The organism is Promicromonospora sp. MS192 (genome assembly GCF_049532985.1).
Taxonomy (GTDB): domain Bacteria; phylum Actinomycetota; class Actinomycetes; order Actinomycetales; family Cellulomonadaceae; genus Promicromonospora.
The window spans coordinates 2,702,214-2,726,947 of record NZ_CP186693.1; the positions used below are offsets into that span (position 1 = coordinate 2,702,214).

Annotated in this window: 20 protein-coding genes; 3 read left to right on the forward strand and 17 right to left on the reverse strand. The window is 71.9% G+C overall.

What is annotated here, in order from left to right; all coding sequences use genetic code 11:
- Positions 1–46: 46 nt before the first annotated feature.
- A complete protein-coding gene (locus ACO229_RS12205) occupies positions 47–1,354 on the reverse strand; it encodes a carbohydrate-binding protein (protein WP_423465093.1) in 1,308 nt (435 codons plus the stop codon).
- A gap of 98 nt (positions 1,355–1,452) precedes the next feature.
- Here ACO229_RS12205 and ACO229_RS12210 point away from each other — a divergent pair, with 98 nt between their 5' ends.
- Positions 1,453–1,857: a pyridoxamine 5'-phosphate oxidase family protein gene (locus ACO229_RS12210; RefSeq protein WP_423465094.1), complete on the forward strand. Its 405-nt coding sequence runs from the start codon at positions 1,453–1,455 to the stop codon at positions 1,855–1,857.
- A gap of 33 nt (positions 1,858–1,890) precedes the next feature.
- On the opposite strand, the gene ACO229_RS12215 is transcribed toward ACO229_RS12210, so the two are convergent.
- Positions 1,891–2,148, reverse strand: a complete 258-nt coding sequence (locus ACO229_RS12215) for an RNA-binding S4 domain-containing protein (protein ID WP_397412760.1) — start codon at positions 2,146–2,148, stop codon at positions 1,891–1,893.
- 39 nt (positions 2,149–2,187) lie between these two features.
- On the opposite strand from ACO229_RS12215, the gene hisD reads away from it, so the two are divergent.
- On the forward strand, positions 2,188–3,513 hold the full coding sequence (gene hisD, locus ACO229_RS12220; RefSeq protein WP_423465095.1) for a histidinol dehydrogenase: 1,326 nt from the start codon (positions 2,188–2,190) through the stop codon (positions 3,511–3,513).
- A 113-nt stretch (positions 3,514–3,626) separates the two neighbouring features.
- Here the strand turns inward: hisD and ACO229_RS12225 are convergent, their stop codons facing one another.
- Entirely contained in the window at positions 3,627–4,109 is a 483-nt protein-coding gene (locus ACO229_RS12225) for a cupin domain-containing protein (protein ID WP_423465096.1), read from the reverse strand.
- Between the two features lie 194 nt (positions 4,110–4,303).
- On the opposite strand from ACO229_RS12225, the gene ACO229_RS12230 reads away from it, so the two are divergent.
- Positions 4,304–8,677: a S8 family serine peptidase gene (locus tag ACO229_RS12230; RefSeq protein ID WP_423465097.1), complete on the forward strand. Its 4,374-nt coding sequence runs from the start codon at positions 4,304–4,306 to the stop codon at positions 8,675–8,677.
- 66 nt (positions 8,678–8,743) lie between these two features.
- Here ACO229_RS12230 and ACO229_RS12235 read toward each other — a convergent pair whose 3' ends face one another.
- The 14 genes from ACO229_RS12235 to murG all read right to left on the reverse strand — a co-directional run bounded on the left by ACO229_RS12235 (position 8,744) and on the right by murG (position 24,703).
- Entirely contained in the window at positions 8,744–9,337 is a 594-nt protein-coding gene (locus ACO229_RS12235) for an NUDIX hydrolase (RefSeq protein ID WP_423465098.1), read from the reverse strand.
- A complete protein-coding gene (dnaE, locus tag ACO229_RS12240; RefSeq protein WP_423465297.1) occupies positions 9,334–12,888 on the reverse strand; it encodes a DNA polymerase III subunit alpha in 3,555 nt (1,184 codons plus the stop codon). Before dnaE ends, ACO229_RS12235 begins: the two co-directional genes overlap by 4 nt.
- A 90-nt stretch (positions 12,889–12,978) precedes the next feature.
- A complete protein-coding gene (locus ACO229_RS12245) occupies positions 12,979–13,908 on the reverse strand; it encodes an RluA family pseudouridine synthase (RefSeq protein ID WP_423465099.1) in 930 nt (309 codons plus the stop codon).
- A complete protein-coding gene (locus ACO229_RS12250) occupies positions 13,908–14,663 on the reverse strand; it encodes a signal peptidase II (protein ID WP_423465100.1) in 756 nt (251 codons plus the stop codon). Before ACO229_RS12250 ends, ACO229_RS12245 begins: the two co-directional genes overlap by 1 nt.
- Before the next feature lie 249 nt (positions 14,664–14,912).
- Positions 14,913–15,437, reverse strand: a complete 525-nt coding sequence (locus ACO229_RS12255) for a hypothetical protein (protein ID WP_423465101.1) — start codon at positions 15,435–15,437, stop codon at positions 14,913–14,915.
- Positions 15,438–15,718: 281 nt separating this feature from the next.
- A complete protein-coding gene (locus tag ACO229_RS12260; protein ID WP_397432433.1) occupies positions 15,719–16,186 on the reverse strand; it encodes a TraR/DksA family transcriptional regulator in 468 nt (155 codons plus the stop codon).
- 171 nt (positions 16,187–16,357) lie between these two features.
- Positions 16,358–16,999: a DivIVA domain-containing protein gene (locus tag ACO229_RS12265; protein ID WP_397432432.1), complete on the reverse strand. Its 642-nt coding sequence runs from the start codon at positions 16,997–16,999 to the stop codon at positions 16,358–16,360.
- A 276-nt stretch (positions 17,000–17,275) separates the two neighbouring features.
- The gene (locus tag ACO229_RS12270) at positions 17,276–17,572 is read right to left on the reverse strand and encodes a YggT family protein (protein WP_397412780.1); all 297 of its coding nucleotides are present in this window, start codon (positions 17,570–17,572) and stop codon (positions 17,276–17,278) included.
- Between the two features lie 126 nt (positions 17,573–17,698).
- Positions 17,699–18,169, reverse strand: coding sequence for a cell division protein SepF (locus tag ACO229_RS12275; protein ID WP_397412782.1), 471 nt, complete (start codon positions 18,167–18,169; stop codon positions 17,699–17,701).
- Between the two features lie 266 nt (positions 18,170–18,435).
- A complete protein-coding gene (pgeF, locus tag ACO229_RS12280) occupies positions 18,436–19,227 on the reverse strand; it encodes a peptidoglycan editing factor PgeF (protein WP_423465102.1) in 792 nt (263 codons plus the stop codon).
- A 36-nt stretch (positions 19,228–19,263) separates the two neighbouring features.
- Positions 19,264–20,595: a cell division protein FtsZ gene (ftsZ, locus tag ACO229_RS12285; protein WP_397412786.1), complete on the reverse strand. Its 1,332-nt coding sequence runs from the start codon at positions 20,593–20,595 to the stop codon at positions 19,264–19,266.
- A gap of 324 nt (positions 20,596–20,919) precedes the next feature.
- Complete coding sequence (locus tag ACO229_RS12290; RefSeq protein WP_423465103.1) at positions 20,920–22,041, reverse strand: cell division protein FtsQ/DivIB; 1,122 nt, start codon at positions 22,039–22,041, stop codon at positions 20,920–20,922.
- The gene (gene murC, locus ACO229_RS12295) at positions 22,041–23,546 is read right to left on the reverse strand and encodes a UDP-N-acetylmuramate--L-alanine ligase (protein WP_397412790.1); all 1,506 of its coding nucleotides are present in this window, start codon (positions 23,544–23,546) and stop codon (positions 22,041–22,043) included. Before murC ends, ACO229_RS12290 begins: the two co-directional genes overlap by 1 nt.
- Positions 23,543–24,703 (reverse strand): undecaprenyldiphospho-muramoylpentapeptide beta-N-acetylglucosaminyltransferase, encoded by a 1,161-nt coding sequence (murG, locus tag ACO229_RS12300; protein WP_397432427.1) that lies wholly within the window; start codon positions 24,701–24,703, stop codon positions 23,543–23,545. The genes murC and murG overlap by 4 nt, the downstream gene beginning before the upstream one ends.
- Positions 24,704–24,734: the final 31 nt, after the last annotated feature.

The window sequence follows — 24,734 nt, forward strand, 5'->3', positions numbered from 1 at the left end:
CCGACGTCGAGCGCCCAGCCGCTCGTCGTCGGGCCCGCTCCCGGGACTAGCGGCCCTGGAGCGCCTTCACGTTGTCGCCGAAGGTCCAGCCGCGCGACCCGTCCCAGTTGATGGACCAGGTCATCAGGCCCTTGAGCGCCCCGTCGTACGAGCCGTAGGCCTGCGAGACCAGCGACGGCGCCATGTACCCGCCGCCGGCACCCTGCTGGGCGGGCAGGCCGGGCACCTGCTTGTCGTAGGGCACGCGGATCGTGGTGCCCTGGATGACGAGGCCGTCGTCGAGGCAGTCGGTCTGCGCCTGGAAGCCGGCCACGGTCCCGGCGGCGTAGGAGTTGCCGGAGCAGTCGTACATCGAGCCGTTGTAGTACTGCATGTTGAGCCACCACAGGCGACCGTTGTCGGCGTACTTCTTGATGATCGGCAGGTAGGAGCCCCAGATCGAGCCGTAGGTCACGCTGCCGCCGGTCACGTACGCGGTCTCGGGCGCCATGGTCAGGCCGAACCCGGCCGGCATGCCGGCCAGCACCCCGTCGATGATCCGGATCAGGTTGGCCTGCGACGTGGACAGCTGCGTGATCGACCCGCTGCCGGTCAGGCCGGTCTCGATGTCGATGTCGATGCCGTCGAAGTTGTACTCGCGCAGGATCGGCACGATGGTCTCGACGAACCGGTCCGCCACGGCCTGCGAGGACAGGTCGATCCCGGCGGTCGCGCCGCCGATCGACATCAGGATCGTCAGGCCCGCCTCCTTGGCGGCACACATCTCCTCGGGGGTGGGCACGCGGACGCCGGAGTCCATGCCGTCCTCCCACAGCACCGTGCCGTCCGAGCGGATCACCGGGAACGCGAGCGTCGCCACGTTGTAGCCGTGCTGGGTGATGCGCGAGTCCGTGACCGGGATCCAGCCGAGGCCCGGGTGCACGCCGTTGCTCGCGCCGTCCCAGTTCTCCCAGTAGCCCTGCAGCACCTTGCCGGACGGCTTGGGGCGCTGGCTGCAGTCCGCCGGGGTGGGCTCCGGGTCCGGGGTCGGATCCGTGGGGTCGGGCGTCGGGTCGGTGGGGTCGGGGTCGGGTTGCGTGGCGCACGCGCCGTCGTCGGTCCAGAGGGTGGGTGTCGCGTCGGGACTCCAGCCCGCCCCGACGTGCGCGGTATGCGTCACCAGGGCGGTGTACCCGCGGCCCCGGTGGGTCACGTGGTCGCCCGCGGCGTAGGTGCTGCCCTCCGTCCACGCGGCCGCGGTGCAGTCGGCGGCGGCCGTCGTCGGGCCCGCCTGCGCGACGACGGCCGGCACGGCCAGCCCGATGCTCAGCAGGGCGGCGATGCCCGCCGCCAGGAACGAGGTACGCGGCTTCATGGGGCTCCCCTTCGACGCCGGATATTTGTCAGGACACTAGCCATATCCGCTCCGGCGGCATATACGGGGAACCCACACCCGCCACCTAGACTCGCGACGTGTTCCGACTCAACCCCGAGCAGCTCGTCTTCGTCACCGAGCGCCACCTCGCGACCCTCACCACCCTGCGCCCCGACGGGACACCGCACGTGGTGCCGGTCGGCTTCACCTGGGACGCCGAGGAAGGGGTCGCGCGCGTCACCGCGAACCGCACGTCGTTCAAGGCGCGCAACATCCGCCCGCTGCCCGACGGCGGCGAGCAGCGGGCCGCCCTGTGCCAGTTCGACCGCGCGCGCTGGCTCACCCTGGAGGGCACCATCACCCTCAGCGACGACCCCGCCGAGATCGCGGAGGCCGAGGCCCGCTACGCCCGCCGCTACCGCACGCAGACGCCCAACCCGGACCGGATCGTCCTGCGGATCACGGTCGACAAGGCCATGGCCTCGACCTACATGGCCTCCTGAGCGCCCCGAGCCCGGTGGGCCGGCCCGCGCCGGTCAGCCGACCTTCGCCGACTGCTCGCCCGCGGGCATCTGCACGCTCACCACGTCACCGCGCACGAGCTGCCGGCCTCGGCGGGTCTCGGCCTCGCCGTTGACCCGCACCTCCCCGTCGGCGATCAGGTCGCGGGCCTGCGCGCCGTCCTCGGCGAGGTCGGCGAGCTTGAGGAACTGGCCCAGCCGGATGACGTCGTCACGGATGGGGACCTCGGGCACTGCGGAGTCGGGGCTGGAGTGAGCGCGAGAGTTGGACACCACAGCATTGTCCCCCGCCGGCCGCCATAGACTGGCCGGGTGATCCAACGCATCGACCTGCGCGGCCGGTCCCTCGGCCGGCGCGAGCTCCTCGCCGTCCTGCCCCGAGCCGAGGTCGGGGTGGACGAGGCGGTCCATGCGGTGGAGCCCCTGCTCCGCCAGGTCCGCGAGGGCGGCGCGGCCGCGCTGCGCGAGATCGCGCTGCGGTTCGACGGCGTGTCCCCCGAGCACCTGCGCGTGCCCGCGGAGGCGCTCACGGCCGCCGTCGAGAGCCTGACGCCGCTCGTGCGCGAGGGGCTGGAGGAGGCCATCCGCCGGGTCCGCCGGGTGCACGCCGACCAGGTGCCTACCGACCACGTGACCGAGCTCGCGCCGGGCGCCGTCGTGCGGCAGCGGTGGATCCCGGTGCAGCGCGTCGGCCTGTACGCGCCGGGCGGGCTCGCGGTGTACCCGTCGTCGGTGGTGATGAACGTGGTCGCGGCGCAGGAGGCCGGCGTGCCCGGTCTCGCCGTGGCGTCCCCGCCGCAGAAGGACAACGGCGGCCTGCCGCACCCGACCATCCTCGCGGCCTGCGCCCTGCTCGGGGTCGACGAGGTGTACGCCGTGGGCGGTGCGCAGGCCGTGGCGATGTTCGCCTACGGCGCCGCGGGCAGCGAGCCGCAGGACGGCGAGACCCTCTGCGAGCCCGTCGACGTCATCACCGGCCCGGGCAACGTGTACGTCGCGGCGGCCAAGCGCCTGGTGCGCGGCGTCGTCGGCATCGACGCGGAGGCCGGCCCCACCGAGATCGCCGTCCTCGCCGACGCCACCGCCGACGCCGGGCACGTGGCCCTCGACCTCATCAGCCAGGCCGAGCACGACCCGATGGCCGCCTCCGTGCTGGTCACCGACTCCGTCGAGCTGGCGGCCGCGGTCGAAGCCCGGGTCCAGGACCTCGCCTCGGCCACCAAGCACGCCGTCCGCGTGGCACAGGCGCTGGACGGTCCGCAGTCCGCCGTCGTCCTGGTGGACGACGTCGAGGCCGGGCTGGCCGTCGTCAACGCCTACGGCGCGGAGCACCTGGAGATCCAGACGGCGGACGCCGCCGCGGTGGCCTCCCGGGTGCACAGCGCGGGCGCGATCTTCGTGGGCCCCTGGTCGCCGGTGTCGCTGGGCGACTACATGGCCGGCTCGAACCACGTGCTGCCCACGGGCGGCACCGCGCACTTCGCGAGCGGCCTGGGCGTGCACAGCTTCCTCAAGTCGGTGCAGCAGGTGGAGTACGACCGCGACGCGCTGGGCGAGCTCGCCGACCGCATCGTCGCCGTGGCCAACGACGAGGACCTGCCGGCCCACGGCGAGGCGGTCCGGGGCCGCTTCCACTGACCCGCCGGCCCGCCCTGCCGAGGTAGGACGGCGGCGGGGACGGAACCGCAGCCATGCTGCCGTTCCGCCCCCGCCGCCGTTCCGCTCCGCCGCCGTCCTACGTCGCGGCCGTCCTAGCTCGGCGCGGACGTGGGCCGCGGGGCGCGGAGGTGGGCTCGCCGGGCCAGCTCCGCCTCGTCCACCAGCTCCAGCATCGGCTTGCCCGGCGCGCACATCATGGTCACCACGAACTCCGTCCGGGCGTCGCCGAGCGCATTGCCGTCCTGGTAGTGGATCACGTCGCCGCCCGGCTCCCAGAAGGTGCCGCCGGCCTCGACGACGCGCTCCGGCTCACCCTCCAGCTCGAACCGGACCGCCCCCTGGATCACGTACCCGAACGCCGGCCCCGAGTGCCGGTGCGGCGGCGTGCCCGGGTCCCCCGGCTCCCACGCCACGTGGATCGTCATCGCCGAGGCGCCCTCGGGAACGGTGATCGGTGAGGCGTCCTGGAGCATCCGGGCCGCCGTCGTCCAGCCGCCCGACGCCGCCCCCTGTCCGCCGCCGTCATGGCCGCCGGTCCCGTGCCCGTGCGCCGCGTGGTTCTCTGACACTGTCATCGTGCTGCACCTTTCGTCGATGTCGCACGGTTGACCACGTACCCCCGGCACCTGTGACAACCCGGGTGAAACGCGTGCAGAAGCATTGACACCAGTTCCCCGGTACGCGAGGAATGTCGCACACCTGCACGTGCTCGACCCCATCGCTGCCGTACCAGAGGGAGCCGTACATGTCACACCGGTCCAGAACGTCCATGCTCGTCCTAGCGGCCGTCACGGCGCTGGCGGCGGCAGTAGCGCCGGCGGCCGTCGCCGTCCCCCAGGCCCCGCCGGGCGCGGACAAGACCGATCCCCGCGACGCCCTGGCCCAGGACCTGGTGCCGGCCGAGACCACGCCGCAGCCCGGCGTCGAGCGGGACGCCGGCATCCAGAAGCTCGCGCTCGGGCGCGGCACCGCCGAGCGCACCTACCTGATCCGCCTGGCCGACGCCGCAGTGCCGAGCTACGACGGCGGCGTCGCCGGCCTGGAGGCCACGACCCCGCGGGCGGGCCGCACGCTCGATGCCTCGTCGGCCCGCGTCCGCGAGTACACCGAGTTCCTCGAGGCCGAGCAGGACGACTTCGTCACCCGCATGGAGCGCACCGTCGGGCACGACGTCGAGGTGCCGTTCACCTACCAGTACGCCGTCAACGGCATCTCCGCCGTCCTGACCCCGGCCGAGGCCGCGCAGGTCGCCAAGGACCCCGCCGTCGCGCACATCGCGCTCGACGAGGAGCGTGAGCTGCACACCGACGCAGGCCCCGCCTGGAGCAACGCGGACGCGCTGTGGAACGCCGTCGAGGAGCTGGGCCTGCCGGAGGACTACAAGGGCGAGGGTGTCGTGATCGGCACCATCGACACGGGCATCCACCCGGGCAGCCCCTCGTTCGCCGAGACCGGCGCCGACGGGTACACGCACACCAACCCGCTGGGCGCGGGCAACTACCTGGGCGTGTGCGACCCGGCCAACACCGACCAGTACGACCCCGACTTCCCCTGCAACGGCAAGCTGATCGGCGCCTACGGGTTCCTCAGCGCCACCGACCGCAGCGCGCTGGACGAGGACGGGCACGGCTCGCACACGGCCTCCACGTCGGGCGGCAACGTCGTGAACGACGTGACGCCGACGGCGCCGGAGGGCACCGACCCGCCGACGTTCGACGTCTCCGGCGTCGCCCCGCACGCGAACGTCATCAGCTACCGCGGCTGCTGCACCACCGCGGGCCTGACGGCGTCGATCGACCAGGCCATCGCCGACGGCGTGGACGTCATCAACTACTCGATCGGCTCCTCCTCGCCGTCGGACCTGTGGAACGACTTCGACGCGATCGGGTTCCTCAACGCGCGCGCCGCGGGCATCTTCGTGGCCACCTCCAACGGCAACGACGGCCCCGGGTTCGCGACCACCGGCTCCCCCGCCGACGCACCGTGGATCACCTCCGTGGGCGCCTCGACGCACAACCGGCACATGGTCAACACCCTGGGTGACCTGACCAGCAGCGCGGGCACCCTGCCCGACCTGGCCGGCAAGTCGCTGACCGGGCCGCTGCCCGCGACCGAGATCGTCGACGCGGCCACGGTGGGCGACCCGCAGTGCACGGCGACGACGGGCCACGAGGCCGAGTTCACCGACAAGATCGTGGTCTGCGCCCGCGGCGGCAACGGCCGTGTGGAGAAGTCGTCGAACGTCGCGGCCCAGGGCGCGGCGGGCTTCGTGCTCACCAACGACGAGCCGAACGGCGGCTCGCTGCTCGGTGACGCGTTCGCCGTGCCCGGCCTGGCCATCTCGTACGCGGACGGTCAGACCCTCCGGGCCTGGCTCGCCGAGGGCACCGGGCACACCGGCACGGTCTCCGGCACGGACTTCGTCATCGACGACGAGCGCGGCGACACCATGGCCAGCTTCTCGTCGCGCGGCCCGAACCGCGCCGTCGACACGATCGTCCCGTCCATCACGGCGCCCGGCGTCGACATCCTCGCCGCCCTCGGCGTGGCCGACGGCGCCTACGACCACGTCGAGTACGGCGTCATCTCCGGCACGTCGATGTCGAGCCCGCACGTCGCCGGTGCCGGCGCCCTGCTCACGCAGGCCCGCCCGGACTGGACCCCGGCGCAGCAGCAGTCGGCCCTCATGACCACGGCGCGCACGACCGTCAAGGACTTCGACGGCTCGCCCGCCACGCCGTACGAGCAGGGCAGCGGGCACATCGACATCGGGGCCGCCGTGCAGGCGGGCCTGCTGTTCGACGAGACGGCTGCCGACTACCTGGCGGCCGACCCGGAGGCGGGCGGCGACCCGAGCACGCTCAACCTGCCGTCCTTCGCCGACACCCAGTGCCTGGCCACCTGTTCCTGGGACCGCACGGCCGTCGCGCCGGCGTCGGCCCCGGCCGACGTCACGTGGACGCCGTCCGCGGTGTCCGACGACGGGCTGTCCCTGGACGTGACCCTCTCGACCGAGACCGTCTCGCCGGGCGACTCGCTCGGCATCTCCGTCACCGCCGACGTGACCGGCGCGCCGGAGGGCGAGACCCTGTTCGGCCGCATCACGCTCACCCCGAGCACCGAGGACGTCCCGGCGGTCACGCTGCCGGTCGCCGTCGTCCCGTCCGGCGCGATCCTGCCCGACGAGATCGACATCACCACGCGCCGCGACACCGGCTCGCAGGCCGTGACCGGCCTGAAGTCCGTCGCGATCAGCGACTTCACCGGCTCCGTGCAGGGCCTGGTGAAGGCAGACCAGCACGAGGGCTCGCTCAGCCAGGACCCGACCAACACGGACGCGTTCGACGACCTGAGCCAGGTCGAGGTCACCACGCTGGAGGTGCCCGAGGGCGCGTCACGGCTGGTGGCTCAGATCACCGCGGCCGAGGCGCCGGACCTCGACATGTTCGTGGGCACCGGGGACACGCCGAGCGCGGCGACCCAGGTGTGCGCGTCCACGACGTCGTCCGCCGCGGAGCTGTGCGAGGTGCCCGACCCCGAGGCCGGCACCTGGTGGGTGGTGGTGCAGAACTGGAACGGCACCGAGTACCAGCCCGACGCCCACACGCTGGCGACCGCCGTGGTGCCGGGCGAGGACCTCGGCCACGCCGGGGTGGCCGGACCCGAGGGCGAGGTGCCCGTGGGCGAGCCGTACGACGTGCGCGTGCACTGGGACCTGCCCGAGGCCGCCGAGGGCGACCTGTACTTCGGCACCGCGGTGCTCGGCACCTCGCCGGACAGCCCCGGTGACATCGGCTCGATCCCGGTCCGGCTCTCCCGCGTGGCGGACGACGTGACCAAGACGGCGTCGGTCGACGCGGCCGGCGTCGGTGACACCGTCGGGTACGACATCACCGTCCAGCCCAACGTGACGCCCGAGGACCTGACGTACACGATCACCGACACCGTGCCGGACGGCCTGACCGTCGACCCGGCGTCGGTGACCGGGGGCGGCGTGGTCGACGGGCAGACCATCACGTGGGAGGTCGACGTGCCGACGCAGGTGGGGGCCGTGGGATCCTACGAGGCGTCGACGCCGGCGGACGACCCGCAGTGCGTGTCCGGGTTCCAGGACCTGGGCGCGGCCGGTGTCGGGTTCAGCACGCTCGACGGCGACAGCGTGGCCGTCAACGCGTTCTCGGACATCGGCCCGTTCACCCACTACGGCGAGCAGTCTCCCGGCCTGGTCGTCTCCGACGACGGGCTGATCACGGTCACCGGCGGCTATGCCGGCGAGCCGTGGACACCACAGGAACTGCCCAGCGCGGCAGCACCGAACGGCGTGATCGCACCGCTCTGGTCGGACCTGGAGCTCTCCTTGACGAACGACCGCGGCGTGCGGATCGCCAATACGCGTGACCAGGAGACAGCCGTCGTCCAGTGGGACGATCCCTTCCCGTACGGCGCGGACCCCACCGACCTTTCCAACTCGGTTGGCACCTTCCAGGCCTGGGTCCACAAGAACGTCAGTGACTCGCGCCCGGAGATCCGCTTCGAGTATGGGGACATCGGCGCCCTTCCGGACTCCGCCACCATCGGGGTCGAGAACCTGGCGGGCACGCTGGGTACCGCCCTGGTGAACTCCGGTGACCCGGCCGACACCATCACCGACGGCAGCACCATCTGCCTCGACTACGTGGGGCCGGAGGCCGACGCGGTCACGCTCTCGTACGAGACCACGGTGGACGCCGACGCGCTGAGTGGCACGTACACCAACTCGGCGGAGCACGTCACGTCGAACCCGTTCGACGAGCCCGCCGTGGCGTCGGCGGACGTCGAGGTGACCGGGGCCGCGGCCCCGGCGTGGGACCGCAAGACCGTCTACCGGGCCGGTGACGAGGTGTCGTACGACGGCGCCGTGTACGTGGCCCTGTGGTGGACCCGCGGCGACAAGCCGGGCAAGCCCTACGGCCCGTGGGCCGAGGTCGGGGCGGACGTCGTCTGCGGCGACGAGACGTACCAGGCCTGGACGAGCACCTGGGTCTACACGGGCGGCGAGACGGTGGCGCACGACGGCCACCTCTGGCAGGCCAAGTGGTGGACCCGCAACCAGGAGCCGGGCGCCACGCCGTGGGGCCCGTGGCGGGACCTGGGCGTCTGCTGAGGTAGAACCGCCTGACGTGTCAGGCCCTCAGGCCACCCGGGTGACCTGAGGGCCTGACACGTCCCATCAGAAGCCGAACGTCAGCAATCTCGGCACCTGGGTACCGTGACGCCCCGCGTCGTGCATCGCGCGCAGCACCGCCGCCTCGTGGGGCACCAGCGGCTCGGGCAGCGCGACGAACGGGAACCACGCCAGGTCGGCGGCCTTCTCCGGCTCCTGGATCGTGGGCGTCCCCGTCCAGCGTGTGGCCTCGAACATGAAGTCGACGCGCTGCTCGATGGCGGGGCCGCCCGGCTCGCCGCGGTGCAGCACCGTCAGCGGCCGGACGTCCTCAGGCGCGACGATCACGCCGAGCTCCTCCGACGCCTCGCGGACGGCGGCGTCGACCGCAGACTCGCCCTCCTCGACGTGGCCGGCCGCGGCACACGCCCAGTACCCGTCGCGATACCCGGTGCCCTGGCGGAGCTGGAGCAGCACCTGCCCCTCGCGCCGCAGGAAGAGGTAGGCCGCCGGCACCAGCGAGAATCGCTCGTGGTCGCCCGCACGATAGCGGTCGGTCGCGGCGGGCAGCCCTTCGGCCGGCCCGACAGGATCCGGCGGTCCGGCGGCAACCGCAGGTTCGGCCCCGGCGGCGGCCCGTCCGGGCGGAGCGTCCGTCACGACAGGCAGCCCTGGCCGAGCAGGGCCTTGAGGTCGCCGAACAACGCCGGCGACTTCTCGACCCGCAGTGTGTCGGCGGCGCGCACGATCGTCTTCTTGCCGGGCTCGGCCACGGCCACGTGCACCTCCGCGGACCCGGGGTGCGTGGCGAGCACCTCGCGCAGGCGCACCATCACCGGCTCCACCGCTCGGCTGTGCGGCACCGTGACGGCCAGCGGCGAGTCCGACCCGACGGTGATGTCGGGCAGCGCCACCTCCATGGCCTGCAACGACATCGACTCGTCGCGGCGGCGCACCTTGCCGCGCAGCACGACCACCTGGTCCTCGGCGAGCATCGTGGAGTACGCGAGGTAGGTCTCGCCGAAGAACATGACCTCGACGGCACCCTCCAGGTCCTCGACGGTCACGGCGGCCCACGGGTTGCCGTTCTTGCTCATCTTGCGCTGCACCGACGTGAGCAGGCCCGCCACGGTCACCACGGAGTTGTCCGGCCGGTGCTCGTCGGCCAGCAGCGAGGCGATCGACGTGTCCGCGGCGCGCTGCAGAACGTGCTCCAGGCCGGACAGCGGGTGGTCGCTCACGTACAGGCCGAGCATCTCGCGCTCGAACTGGAGCTTCTGCTTCTTCTCCCAGTCCGGCAGGTCCGGCACCTCGACGGAGAAGCCCATGCCCGCCTCGTCGTCCCCGCCGCCAAAGTCGGCGAACAGGTCGAACTGTCCCTCGGCCTCCTTGCGCTTCACGCTGATCACGGAGTCGACGGCCTGCTCGTGCACCACCAGCAGCGACCGCCGGGTGTGACCGAGCGAGTCGAAGGCGCCGGACTTGATGAGCGACTCGATGGTGCGCTTGTTGCAGACCGGCGCGGGCACCTTGTCCAGGAAGTCCTGGAACGAGGTGAAGGAGCCCTTCGCCTCACGGGCCTCCACGATGGCGTCCACGACGTTGCGCCCCACGTTCCGCACGCCAGTGAGCCCGAAGCGGATGTCGTTCCCCACAGCGGTGAACTTGGCCGAGGAGTCGTTGACGTCCGGCGGCAGCACCGTGATGCCCATGCGGCGGCACTCGTTGAGGTAGAGCGCCATCTTGTCCTTGTTGTCGCCCACCGACTGCAGCAGGCCCGCCATGTACTCGGCCGGGTAGTTGGCCTTGAGGTAGGCGGTCCAGTACGCGACGAGGCCGTAGCCCGCGGAGTGGGCCTTGTTGAAGGCGTAGCCGGCGAACGGGACCAGGGTGTCCCACACCGCCTTGATCGCGGCGTCGCTGTACCCCTTCTCGCGGGCGCCCTTCTCGAAGTTGACGAACTCCTTGGCCAGCACCTCGGGCTTCTTCTTGCCCATGGCGCGGCGCAGCAGGTCGGCCTGGCCGAGCGAGTAGCCGGCCATGATCTGCGCGGCGCGCTGCACCTGCTCCTGGTAGACGATCAGGCCGTAGGTCTCGTCCAGGATCTCCGCGAAGGGCTCGACCACCTCCGGGTGGATCGCGTCGATCTGCTGCTGGCCGTTCTTGCGCATCGCGTAGTTGATGTGCGAGTTCATGCCCATCGGGCCGGGCCGGTACAGGGCGATGACGGCGGAGACGTCCTCGAAGTTGTCGGGCCGCATCTGCCGCAGCAGGGCTCGCATCGCACCGCCGTCGAGCTGGAACACGCCGAGCGTGTTGCCGCTCGCGAGCAGGTCGTAGGTGGCCTTGTCGTCGAGCGCCACGTTCTCGATGTCGACCGGGTCCTTGCCGTTCATCACGATGTTCTCGAGCGCGTCGTCGAGGATCGTGAGGTTGCGCAGACCCAGGAAGTCCATCTTGATCAGGCCGAGGCCCTCGGACGTCGGGTAGTCGAACTGCGTGATCACTGCGCCGTCCTGCGGGCGCTTCATGATCGGGATGATGTCGATCAGCGGCTCGCTGGACATGATCACGCCGGCGGCGTGCACGCCCCACTGTCGCTTCAGCCCTTCGATACCGAGTGCCAGCTCGACCACGCGCTGCGCCTCGGGGTCGGTGTCGTGCACCTGACGGAACTCAGCGGCCTCCGGGTACCGGGGGTGCTTCGGGTCGAAGATGCCCGTCAGCGGGATGTCCTTGCCCATCACCGCGGGCGGCATCGCCTTGGTGAGCTTCTCCCCCATGGCGAAGGGGAAGCCCAGCAGCCGCGAGGAGTCCTTGATGGCCTGCTTGGCCTTGATGGTGCCGTAGGTGACGATCTGCGCCACGCGGTCGTCGCCGTACTTCTCGGTGACGTACCTGATGGCCTCGCCGCGACGACGTTCGTCGAAGTCGACGTCGACGTCCGGCATGGAGACGCGCTCCGGGTTGAGGAACCGCTCGAAGATGAGCCCGTGCTCCAGCGGGTCGAGCTCGGTGATGCCCATGAGATAGGAGACCATCGACCCGGCCGCGGAGCCTCGGCCCGGTCCGACCCGGATGCCCTGGGCCTTGGACCAGTTGATGAAGTCGGCGACCACGAGGAAGTACCCCGGGAAGCCCATCTGGATGATGATCTCGACTTCTTTGTCGGCCTGCTTGCGCACCGCGTCCGAGTAGCCGTTCGGGTACCGGCGCTGCAGGCCCGCCTCGACCTCCTTGACGAACCACGAGATCTCGTCCTCGCCGTCCGGCACCGGGAAGCGCGGCATGTAGTTGGCCGACGTGTCGAAGGAGACCTCGCACTGCTCGGCGATGAGCAGCGTGCTGTCGCACGCCTCGGGGAGCTCCTTGAAGATCCTGCGCATCTCGGCGGCCGACTTCACGTAGTAGCCCGTGCCGTCGAACTTGAAGCGGTTCGGGTCGTCCAGCGTGGAGCCGGAGTTGATCGCGAGCAGCGCCTCCTGGCTGGTCGCGTCCTCCTCGCGCACGTAGTGCAGGTCGTTGGTGGCCACCAGCCGGGCGCCGATGGTCTTGGCCAGCTCCAGGAGCTCCTTGGTGACCCGGGTCTCGATGTCGAGCCCGTGGTCCATCAGCTCGACGAAGTAGTTCTCCTTGCCGAAGATGTCCTGCAGCTCACCCGCCTGCCGGACCGCCTCGTCCCACTGCCCCAGCCGCAGGCGCGTCTGGATCTCGCCCGACGGGCACCCGGTGGTCGCGATGAGCCCCTCGGAGTACCGCTCCAGCAGCTCACGGTCCATCCGGGGCCACTTGCCCATCTGGCCCTCGAGCGAGGCCAGCGACGACGCCCGGAACAGGTTGTGCATGCCCGTGTTGTTCTTGCTCAGCAGCGTCATGTGCGTGTACGCACCGCGCGCCGACACGTCGTCCGACTCCTGCCCCGCCTCGCCGTAGCGCACGCGCGTCTGGTCGAACCGGCTGGTACCCGGCGTGACATATGCCTCGACGCCGATGATCGGCTTGATGCCCGCCTTCTGCGCCTGCGCCCAGAACTCGTGCGCCCCGAACAGGTACCCGTGGTCGGTGGTCGCGATGGCGTGCTGACCCTGCCGCGCGACCTCCTCCATGAGATCGCCGATCCGGGCCGCGCCGTCCAGCATCGAGAACTCGGTGTGGACGTGGAGATGGACGAAGTCGTCGCTCGTGGAAGCGGTGGCGGTGGGCATGTCCATGATCTTAGGACGGCTCACCCACACGCCCGGGTCTCCTCGCACGGCGTTCCGCGATTCGCCCTGAGACGGATCGCACACACCGTCGGGGACCTACCGGTACGCGCCCCGCACGACCTCGAGCGCCGCCTCCAGATCGGCCGGATAGGCCGACTCCACCTCGACCCGGCGCCCGGTCACCGGGTGCTCGAAACCCAGCCGGTGCGCGTGCAGCCACTGCCGCGTCAGCCCCACCTTGGAGGCCAGCACAGGGTCGGCGCCGTACGTCAGATCGCCCACGAGCGGGTGCCGCAGCGCGGCGAAATGCACGCGGATCTGGTGGGTGCGTCCCGTCTCCAGGTGCACCTCCAGCAGCGACGCGGCCGGCAGCATCTCCAGGGTCTCGTAGTGCGTCACCGACGGCTTGCCGTCCGCGGTCACCGCGAACTTCCAGTCCGAGCTGGGGTGCCGCCCGATCGGCGCGTCGATGGTGCCCGTCGTCGGGTCAGGATGGCCCTGGGCCAGCGCGTGGTAGACCTTGTCGACCGTGCGCTCCTTGAAGGCCCGCTTGAGCCCCGTGTAGGCGGTCTCCGACTTCGCCACGACCATGAGTCCGGACGTGCCGACGTCCAGCCGGTGCACGATCCCCTGCCGCTCCGCCGCGCCCGACGTGGAGACGCGGTAGCCCGCGGCGATCAGCGCCCCCACCACGGTGGGACCCGTCCAGCCCGGCGACGGGTGCGCCGCCACGCCGACCGGCTTGTCGATCACGACCAGGTCGTCGTCGTCGTACACGATGCCCATGCCGGGCACGGGCTCGGCCACCACCTCGACGGCCGGCCGTTCCTCCGGCACGTCCACCTCGAGCCAGCCGCCGGGTACCACCCGGTCGGACTTGCCGACCTGACGCCCGTCGAGACGCACCGCTCCGGACTCGGCGAGCTCCGCCGCCCGCGTCCGGGAGAAGCCGAGCATCCGGGCCAGCGCCGCGTCGACGCGGTCGCCGGCGAGCCCGTCCGGGACGGGCAGGGTCCGCACCGCCATCAGGCGGGGTCGCCCTGGGTGTCCTGCGACGCCGGCGTGCCGCCCGTCAGGGGCCGGCTCTCCGGTTCGCCCGCGTCCGGCACCGCGCCACCGCCCGGCGCCGCACCGCCGGACACCGCAGCGCCAGACACCACACCACCGGACACCGCAGCGTCCGGCGCAGCACCGTCCGCCGCCGCCGCGCCGTCCGGACGCTCGTCCGTGTGCCGCCGGCCGTCCAGGCCGATCCCGCGCAGCGAGAGCAGCGCGATCAGCACCGCGGCCGTGACGACGGCGATGTCGGCCACGTTCCCCACGAAGAAGCCCGCGTAGTCGATGAAGTCCACCACGTGACCGCGCGCGAACCCGGGCTCCCGGGCCAGGCGGTCCACCAGGTTGCCGACGGCCCCGCCGAGCAGCAGCCCGAGTGCCGCGGCCCAGCCGCGCGACCCGAGGCGCCCGATCGCCCGCACGATGAACACCACGACGACCGTCACGACGATGGTCAGGATCCAGGTGTAGCCGGAGGCGATCGACAGCGCGGCGCCGGGGTTGTAGATCAGCCGGATGCCGAGCAGGTCGCCCACCACCGGGATGGTGGGCGCGTTGGGGACCAGGGCCGACTCGGCCCACCACTTGGTGAGCTGGTCCGCGGCCAGGACGAAGGCCGCCAGCACGACGGTCCAGACCACGAGCGCGCGGCTGCCCGACGACGAGGGTGCCGTGGGCCGGGTCGCGTCGCCGGCGACGGCGGAGTGTTCAGCGGGAGTAGACATCCCCCAAAGTCTCCCACGCCGCACGTCCGTCGCCGGACACGGCACGAGAGGAGTCCGGCACGGGCCGGCGGACGGCTGGCACCGCCACGAGTGGCAGACAACCGATATGCCGTCCATGACGGAATTGACGCACCGGGAATGGCAGCCGGGAAAGCAACGAGGCCCTTCCCCGGATATCCGGGAAAGGGCCTCGCGTGGTGCAGTACTACCGTCGCGTCACCGCACGACGGGAGCGAATGGGCCTGTCAATCAGTTGCAGGCCGCGTAGCTGGTGAGGTTACCCGTGTTGAACAGGTTCAGCGGGCCGTCCCAGTGCCACGGCGCGACGCACCAGTTGTTCAGCACGTTGACCGAACCGTCGCCACCGAGCTCCGTCTCACCGTCGTTGCAGGCCTGGTAGTCGGTCACGTTGGCGGTGCTGCCGACGTTGCCCGGACCCTCCCAGTACCAGGGAGCGACGCACACGTCGTTCAGCGCGTTGAAGCTGCCGTCGCTCTCGATCTCGACGACGTCGCCCACCGTGGCGACCTCCTCGGGGACCATCGCACCGTCGACGCCCACCGGGGCCTCGGTGGTGCCGTAGCCCTCGAGCACGTCGAGGGCGCCGTCGACGCCGACCACGCCCAGCGGGTTCGTGGTGCCGAGCACGTCCGCCGCCTGGGCGGCCGCGTCCGTCGCGCTGCCGGTGGCGGGTGCGCTGATCAGCTCGGGCGCGTCGCCCTGCACCATCGCGCTCGCACCCGTTGCCGCGGCGACGACCAGACCGGCCGACATGACCACGGCTGCCCCTGCACGGCAGGTTGCACGGATTCCTCGGATCATTGTGTTTCCCCCTCGAATAGCTCCGTCGGAAAAGCGATGAAACACACGCGTGTGATTCACCTCGACGAGCATCCGGTGAGAAATTCACCCTGTCAATCGGAACGTGACGGCGGGCACACAACCCGAAAAGCGACATTCCAGGACCGATTCCCACGGCAATGCACCAGGAATACCCGTAACCCAGACATCACAGCGTTGATATCGAGTTCGGAATTCGGTGCCCGCGAGGTCCGTCAGGCGCCCCGGCGCTCCTCGCGAGCCTTCGCCTCGACCGACAGCGTGGCCCGGGGGAACGCCTGGAGCCGCGCCTTGCCGATCGGCAGGTCGGTGAGCTCGCACGTCGCGTAGGTGCCCTTGCGGATGCGGTCCAGGGCGTGGTTCGTCTGCGCCAGCAGGTCACGCATGTTGTTCACCAGCGTGAGCTCCTGCTCGCGCTCCAGCGCGCTGGAGCCGTAGTCGGCCTGGTCGTCACCGGCGCCGTCGCCGGAGTTGCGCAGGAGGTCCGACAGCTCGCGGTCGGCCACGTGCAGCTCGCGCTCGAGCCGCTCCTTGTCCTCCAGGAGCAGTGCGGCCAGCTCCTCGGCCTCGCGCAAGGTCCAGGGTTCTTCACCGTCGCGGACGGGAAACTTCTTCACGTCGCGCGCCAGGTTCGGGAACTCCTGCTTGATCGCCGCTCGCGTCGCAGTCGAGATCTTGGTCATGGGTTCCCCTTCGCGGTCGCCCCCGGTGGTCAAGTCCACGAAGCGTAAGCACAAGCGGCCGGACGCACAACGGGGCACGCCGATGTGGCGTGCCCCCATCATGGGTGTGTCCGGCGTGTCGCGCGCGGCGACCGGACGGCGAGGTGGGGACGCCGGCCGCCGCGCGCGCCGTCAGATGCCCTGAGCCATCTCGGCCGGGCGGCCCGACTGCTGGTTGTTGCGCGGCGGCAGGGCCGAACCACGGGCGTCGAGATCGCCGAGCAGGTTCTGCAGGAAGCTCTTCAGACGCGTGCGGTAGTCCCGCTCGAACAGACGCAGCTCGTCGATCTTGCGCTCCAGCAGCGAGCGCTCCTGCTCGAGCTGGGAGAGCGTGCGGTGCGAGGTCTCCTCGGCGTCGCGCACGATGCGGGCGCCCTCGGTCTTCGCCTCGGAGATGAGCCGGTCGCCCTCCTCCTGGCCGGAGCGCACGTAGTCGTCGTGCAGCTTCTGCGCGAGCTGGAGCATGCCCGTGGCGGACTCCGGCTCGGGGCCACCCGGCTTGCCACCGGCGGGGCCGGGCTGCATCACGGGAGCGGCAACGGGCGCAGCCTGCGCACGGGCCGGCGCGGCGGCCTCGTTGCGCGACAGCTCCGCGATGCGGCGCTCGGCGGCGGCGACCTTCTGCCGGAGGCCCTCGTTCTCCTCCTGGACGTTGGTCAGGGTCCGCACGACCTCGTCCAGGAAGTCGTCGACCTCCTCGACGTCGTAGCCCTCGCGGAACTTCGTCGCCGAGAACTTCTTGTTGAGGATGTCCTCTGCAGTCAGCAGTGCCATCGTGTCACCTCGAAAGTTAGAACGTAGGAACGCAGGACTCGGACGTCGGCGCTGCCCAGCCGCGCGCCCTCCGCCGCAACCCACGGTAGCGGACGGTAGGGGCGCCGCACACCGGGAGCACCCCCAGGCACGATTTCCTCACAGAGTGTGCCGCCTCACCCCAGGCCAGATCCATGCATCGGTCAATGTTCTCGCGGCCTGCCCCGCACACGCGTGAACCGGCCCGCCGGGAACCGGCACATCTCCACCACTTTTCCGGCGGTGTCGTAGCAGGCGTCAGACCATTCTGGCCCATGACCCGACCAGCGACGAGAGCAGCGACGCGCCGAAGAACAGGACGATGAAGGCCAGGTCGAGCTGCACCTGCCCCAGCCGGAGCGGCGGGATCAGCCGCCGCAGGAACCGCAGCGGCGGGTCGGTCACCGTGTAGACCGCCTCCGCGACCACGAGCAGAACACCACGCGGCCGCCAGTCCCGGGCAAAGAACTGGACCCAGTCGAAGATGAGCCGGCCGATGAGGAACAGGATGAACAGCCACAGCAGGAAACCGATGAACTGCAGGATCAGAGTCACAAGGCACAACCTAACGTGTCCGGACCCCGGATCACATGAGCCATCACGAACGAGGTCCGGACAGACGTGAGCGGAGGGCGTCCGCCGCAGCGACCGCCCTCCGCCCAGGTCTCGTGGTGACGGGGATCAGCTCTGGTTGTAGAACCCGCCGCGCCCGTTCGGCTTGTCCGGCGCCACCTGCTCCTCGGCCGCGATCTCCACGTGCTCGGGCGAGAGCAGGAAGACCTTGTTGGTCACCCGCTCGATCGAGCCGTGCAGACCGAAGATGAGCCCGGCGGAGAAGTCGACCAGGCGCTTCGCGTCGGCGTCGTCCATGTCGGAGAGGTTCATGATGACGGGAGTCCCGGCGCGGAAGGCCTCGCCGATGCTCCGTGCGTCGTTGTACGACCGGGGGTGCACCGTCGTGATGCGGCGCAGCTCGGAGGAGGACAGGGCCTCACGCGGCACACCGTCGCGGTGCAGCGGTGTGACCTGTGCGTGCCGGTGGTCCTCCACGTTCTCCTCCAGGCCCTCGTCGTACTCGTCGAGGTACTCCGGCTCGCCCTGATCGTCGGCGAGGCCCAGATACAGCATGGTCTTGCGAAGCGCTCCGGCCATCGCTCTTTCTCCGTTCGTCGCCTGCTGTGCGTCCTTCTGTCGGTCCAGCTGGCCCGTCCAACAGGTCCGGCCTTGACCCCTCGTCGGGGTTGCCTTGACAAAAGTAGCCCGGCGCAATCCGACCCGGAAGTGCGACACGCCGTGCCACGAACAACTTTGCCAAAGTTGTTCAGCGATTGCGCGCTAAAAACGACATCAGTGTGATTTCGCAGGTCAGGAGCGTGCCGTCGGCGTGTCGCGGGGTGCCGGAAGCGGCGGGAAGGCCGTCAAATGAGCGCGATGATGCCAGCCTGGCGGCCTGTTGTGGTAGCGGTCGCGGACGCTCTCCGGTGCGAGAACAGGGCCTGGTCCTCCAGCGTGCAGCGGGGCACCTGTGTGGCCACGACGCCCCGCGCCGCGAGCTGCGCGACCACCCCGGCGGGCAGGTCCAGACCAGGCGTGCCGGCGCTCGTCGTGGCGAACGTCGCCGGGACCGCCGCCGCCACCTCGTCGCGCATCGCCTCGGGCACCTCGTAGCACCGCCCGCACACCGCCGGCCCGACGGCGGCGCGCACGCGCGCGGGGTCGGCGCCGCGCGCGACGAGCGCGTCGAGGGCCCGGTGCACCACTCCGGCCAGCACGCCCTGGCGCCCCGCGTGCGCCACCCCGACCACCCGCGCCTCCGGGTCCGCCAGCAGCACGGGCACGCAGTCCGCGACCAGGACGCCGAGCCCCAGCCCGGGTTCGGCGGTGACCAGGGCGTCGCCCTCCCCCGCCGTCGACGGCGGGACGGGCGCCGCCCACTGCTCGCGCTCGGCGGCACCGAGCGCGAGCACCACGTCGCCGTGCACCTGCGTCGCGAACGCCACCGGCGCGCCGAGCCGCGCGGCGACCCGCGACCGGTTGGCAGCGACCCGCGCGGCGTCGTCGGACACGTTCAGGCCCAGGTTGAGGCCGCCGCCGTCCGACGTCGACCACGGGGACGGCGACACGCCGCCCGCCCCCGACGTGAAGAAGGCGTGCACCCCGTCGCCGAGGTCGACGGGGTGCACGCCTTCGAGGGTCCGGGTGTCGCTCACGGGTGCGAGCGTACCGGGCCGATCACCTGAGGCCGGTCACTTGAGGAAGTCGGGGACGTCCAGGTCCTCGGGCGTCCGGCGCGGGTTCTCGTCGTACAGCGGCGGCACCTCCACGCGGTCGCCCTGCTCGCGCCCGACCTCCTGACGGTTGAACGAGCCCTGCACCACGACGGCCGGCTCGTCCAGCGTGCGCGGCACGTCGTCCGTCCCCTCGTCGTCGATCACGCGCGGCAGCGTCGAGACGGGCGACGGCTGGTGGGTGGGCGGGACCGACGGCGGCATGCCGTTGACGCCCGGCTGCTCGGGGGCACGGCGGGCCGCGTCCGACACGTCGGGCAGCGGCACCGGCGCGGTGGCCGGGCTGCGCGTGCCCGCACCCGTCACCTGGCCGAGCGCACGGCTGTCCTTGCGCTCCTTGGGCAGGCCGCCGTCGAAGCCCGCGGCGATGACGGTGACCCGCACCTCGTCGCCCAGGGCGTCGTCGATGACCGTACCGAAGATGATGTTCGCCTCCGGGTGCGCGGCCTCCTGCACCAGGCGCGCGGCCTCGTGCACCTCGAACAGGCCGAGGTCGCTGCCGCCCTGGATCGAGAGCAGCACGCCGTGGGCGCCGTCGATCGACGCCTCCAGGAGCGGCGAGGAGATCGCCAGCTCGGCGGCCTGCACCGCGCGGTCCTCGCCGCGGGCCGAGCCGATGCCCATGAGCGCGGAGCCCGCGCCCTGCATGACCGACTTCACGTCCGCGAAGTCCAGGTTGATCAGGCCGGGCGTGGTGATGAGGTCGGTGATGCCCTGCACACCGGAGTGCAGCACCTGGTCCGCCGAGTGGAAGGCCGCGATCGCGGACACGTTCCGGTCCGACATCGACAGGAGCCGGTCGTTCGGGATCACGATCAGCGTGTCGACCTCGTCGCGGAGGTTCTCGATGCCGCTCTCGGCCTGCACCGCGCGGCGCCGGCCCTCGAACGTGAACGGGCGGGTGACCACCCCGACGGTCAGCGCGCCGAGCGAGCGCGCGATCCGCGCCACGACCGGGGCGCCGCCCGTACCGGTGCCACCGCCCTCGCCCGCGGTGACGAAGACCATGTCGGCGCCGCGCAGGACGTCCTCGATCTCCTCGGCGTGGTCCTCGGCTGCCTTCTTGCCGACCTCGGGGTCCGCGCCGGCGCCGAGGCCGCGCGTGAGCTCCCGGCCGACGTCGAGCTTGACGTCGGCGTCGGACATCAGGAGGGCCTGTGCGTCGGTGTTGATCGCGATGAACTCGACGCCCTTGAGGCCGACCTCGATCATGCGGTTGACGGCGTTCACACCACCGCCGCCGATGCCGACCACCTTGATCACTGCCAGGTAGTTCTGCGGAGTTGCCACGTCGTCGCCTTTCGATTCGGGTCCCGAGTCCCGACTCTCGTCCCTCCCAAAGTCTCAGGTTGAGGTAGAGGGTTAGAGTTATGTCAGGTTGCTGCTGAGTTCGACGGTAGGTGTGCCGTCGAGGTGTGTCGAAGACATCGTCGCGCGTGTCGCGCACCGATGCACGCAGCAAATCACATGCGTGTCATTTCTGCTGCCGGCGACGCGGCCCGCGACGGCACCGCTCCGACCTGCGACGATCTGGATCGGACGGGATCGGACGGGATCAGAACGCGATCTGTCGGGATCGGTCGGGATCTGTCGCGATCAGTCGGGCGCCCGCGGTCAGTTCGTGACCGGCAGCGCCGGGGACGACACGTCGATCGTGGTCGCCGACGGCTCGGCGCGCAGCAGCGCCTGCGCCACCCGTATCTTGAGCTCGACCTGGTCGCCGCTCCCCCACCGGATCACCCGGCCGTCGGACAGCGTGGTCCGCACGTCGTCCTGCGTCGCGGCGCTCACCGTGCTGATGTCCGCGGCCAGCTTCGGCGGCAGGGCACCGAGGACCGCCAGGGCGGCGTCCATGGCCCGGTGGCCGGCCTCGCCGTCCGACAGGGAGACGGCGATGGACGGCAGCCCGTCCGGGACCTCCTTCACCGTCGCCACCTGCACGCCCTCGGCGTCCATCAGGGCGTGGAGGCCACCCTGCTGGGGCACGGCCGCCACCGGCTCGCGGGACGTGAGGGTCACCGCCAGCCCGTCCGGCCAGACCCGCTCGATCTGCACGTTCTTGACGGCGTTCATCGCGAGGATCTCCTCGCGCAGGCCCACCGTGTCGATCCGCGGCAGCGGTACGCCCGCCCGCCCGGTCACGGCGTCGCGCACCTGCCCGACGTCGATCGTGGTGCCCTGGCCCGTCACCCGCACCTGCTCCGGGTCGAGGGCGAGCAGCGGCGAGAAGAAGGCGGCCCACACCAGCCCGGCCAGCGCCGCGACCGACGCGATGCTCCACCCGAGCCTGCGCAGGAACCGGTGCCGGGCCATCGCCGTGCGTTCGGCGAGCCGGTCGGCGAGCCGGTCGGAGACCACGTCGTCCCGCCCGCCCGGGAAGGCGGCGGGCCGGACCGCGCCGTCCGCCGGCTCCGCGGGCAGGTCGTTCCCGGGCCGGCCCGGGAACCGGAGGGTGCCGGCCTCACCACGTCGCGACCCGGCGGCGCGCCCGGGTGCCTCCTGCACCGGGAGCTCCGGGGACGGGCGGCGCTCGTCCGCCCGCCCCCTGCCGGTCCGGCGCGGCTCGGGACCGCGCTCCGCCGGGTGCTCCTCGTCCGTGCCCCGTTCCGCGGGACCCGCGCCTGCCGGGCCCCGGGCCGCCGCGACCCGGGCCGCCGGGCCCTGTGCTGCTGAGGCCTCGGCTCCCGGGCGCGGCCGTGCCGTGCCCGACGCGCGAGGGCGCGCGGGCGGTCGCATCAGTCCTCGCCCAGCCCCGTGGCCGAACCCGTGGCCACCCGGCCGTTCAGCCGGGCCAGGACGGCGGGGCCGAGCTGGGTCACGTCACCGGCGCCGACCGTGAGCACCACGTCGCCCGGCCGGGCGAGGTCAGCGACGGCGTGCGCGGCGTCGAGGCGGTCCGGCACCGCGTAGGCGGAGCCGTGCTCGGTCATGAGGTCCACGATCGTGCCCGGCGTCACCGACGGGTCGCGCTCCTCGCGGGCCCCGTAGATGTCCGTGACCACCACCTCGTCGGCCGCGGCCAGCTCGTGGGCGAAGCTCTCGGCGAAGATCCGGGTGCGGGAGTACAGGTGCGGCTGGAACAGGACCAGCACGCGACCGCCGTCGGCGATCTCGCGGGCCGCCGTCAGGACCGCCCGGATCTCCGTGGGGTGGTGGGCGTAGTCGTCGATGACGCGCACGCCGTCGGCCGTGCCCTTCTCCTCGAAGCGCCGGCCGGTGCCGGCGAACGCCTCGACGCCCGCGACGGCGCGGGCCGGATCCACGCCCAGCTTCACCGCGGCGATCACGGCGGCGGTCGCGTTGAGCACGTTGTGCTTGCCGGGCACCGACAGCCGCATGGGGATGCCGGGCACGTCGCCCGACACGCCCGCGCCGTCGGCCACCTGCTCGTTGGTGCCGAGCACGTCGCCGCGCAGCACCGCCGTCGTGCCCTCGGACGTGGTCGAGATGTCCGTGACGCGGACGCGGGCCGTGGCGTTCGTGCCGTACGTGATGACGTGCCCGCCGGTGGCGCAGATGGTGGCGCCCACCGAGAGCGAACCCTCGTCGTCGGCGCAGGCGATGAGCCAGCCCTCGGGGACCAGGCGGCGCGCGAACCGGATGAACGCGCCGTTGAACGCCTCCGGGGTGCCGTAGTGGTCCAGGTGGTCGGCCTCGACGTTGGTCACCACCGCGATGGTGGGCGTGTAGTTCAGGAACGAGCCGTCCGACTCGTCGGCCTCGGCCACGAGCACGTCGGAGGAACCCAGGTGACCGCCCGGCGTCGCGCCGTCCGCGGTACGCACGGTGCTGCCGATGGCGTACGAGGGGTCCAGCCCCACCTCGCGCAGGATGGTGGCGATCATGGCCGACGTCGTCGTCTTGCCGTGCGCGCCGGCCACGGCCACGCCGCGCGACCCCTCCATGAGGGCCGCCAGGGCCTGGGAGCGGTGCAGCACGTTCAGCCGCCGGGCGCGGGCCGCGGCGAGCTCCGGGTTGTCCTCGTGCACGGCGCTGGAGATCACCACGGAGTCGACGCCCGCCAGGTGCGCCGGGTCGTGGCCTACCCAGACCTGGACGCCCTCGGCGCGCAGGGCCTCCAGCGTGTCCGACTCGGCGGCGTCGGAGCCCTGCACGGGCACCCCGCGTCCGGCGAGCAGGCGGGCCACGACGGACATGCCCGCCCCGCCGATGCCGATCATGTGGACGCGTCCGAGCCGGGCGACCTGATCCGTCGTCTGATCCGTGACCGTGGTGCTCATGACCTGACCTCCGTGGTGTCGGTACCTGCTGACCGTACGGCTTGCTCGACGAGATCGACGACACGAGCGGCGCCGTCGGTGGTGCCGGCCGACCGGGCGGCCTTGGCCATGACACCGAGCCGCTCGCGGTCCGCGAGCAGCGTGGGAACGTTCCGGGACACCCAGGCGGGCGTCAGGTCCGCGTCGTCCACCAGCACGCCGCCGCCCGCCTCCACCAGCGGGAGCGCGTTGAGCCGCTGCTCGCCGTTGCCGATGGGCAGCGGCACGTAGACGGCGGGGATGCCGAGCGCGGCGTGCTCGGCCACGGAGCCCGCGCCCGAGCGGCAGACCACCAGGTCGGCCACGGCGTAGGCGAGCTCCATCTGCTCGAGGTACTCGCGGACCTGGTAGCGCTCGGGCCCGATGCCGGCGGCCGCCAGCGTCTCGCGCACCTCGTCGGCCTTGCCGCGGCCGGTGAGGTGCAGCACCTGCGCGCCGGTGGCCAGCACCTCGGCCGCGGCACCCGAGACGGCACGGTTCACGTTCAGCGCGCCCGACGAGCCCCCGGTGACGACGAGGGTGGGCAGCGCCGGGTCGAGGCCCAGCTCGGCGGCCGCCCGGGTGCGCACGCCCGCGGCGTCGGCCTCGCGCTCCTGCACGAGGGCCGCGATGGCCTGACGCAGCGGCAGGCCCGTCAGGACGCCGCCGCGCAGCGGCGTACCGGGGAAGGTGAGGCCGACGCGGGCCGCCCACCGCGCACCGAGCTTGTTGGCCAGGCCCGGCCGGGCGTTCTGCTCGTGGATCACGATCGGCACGTCCTTGCGCCGCGCGGCGAGATAGGCCGGGGTGGCGACGTACCCGCCGAACCCGATGACGGCCTGGGCGCCGATCTCGTCGATCGCGTCCTCGGCCGCCCGCACCGCGGAGGCCAGCCGGCCCGGCAGCCGCAGCAGGTCCGCGCTGGGGCGGCGGGGCATGGGCACGCGCGGGATCGGCCGCAGCTCGTAACCACGCGCGGGCACGAGGTCGGCCTCCAGGCCGGTCGTGGTCCCGAGCGCGAGCACGCGCGCGCCGGGCTCCCGGCGCCGCACCTCGTCGGCCACCGCGAGCAGGGGGTTCACGTGTCCTGCGGTACCGCCGCCAGCGAGTACCACCGACACCACTGCTGAGCTCATCATCACCTTCTCGTCGTCGCCCGGACGTACCGTC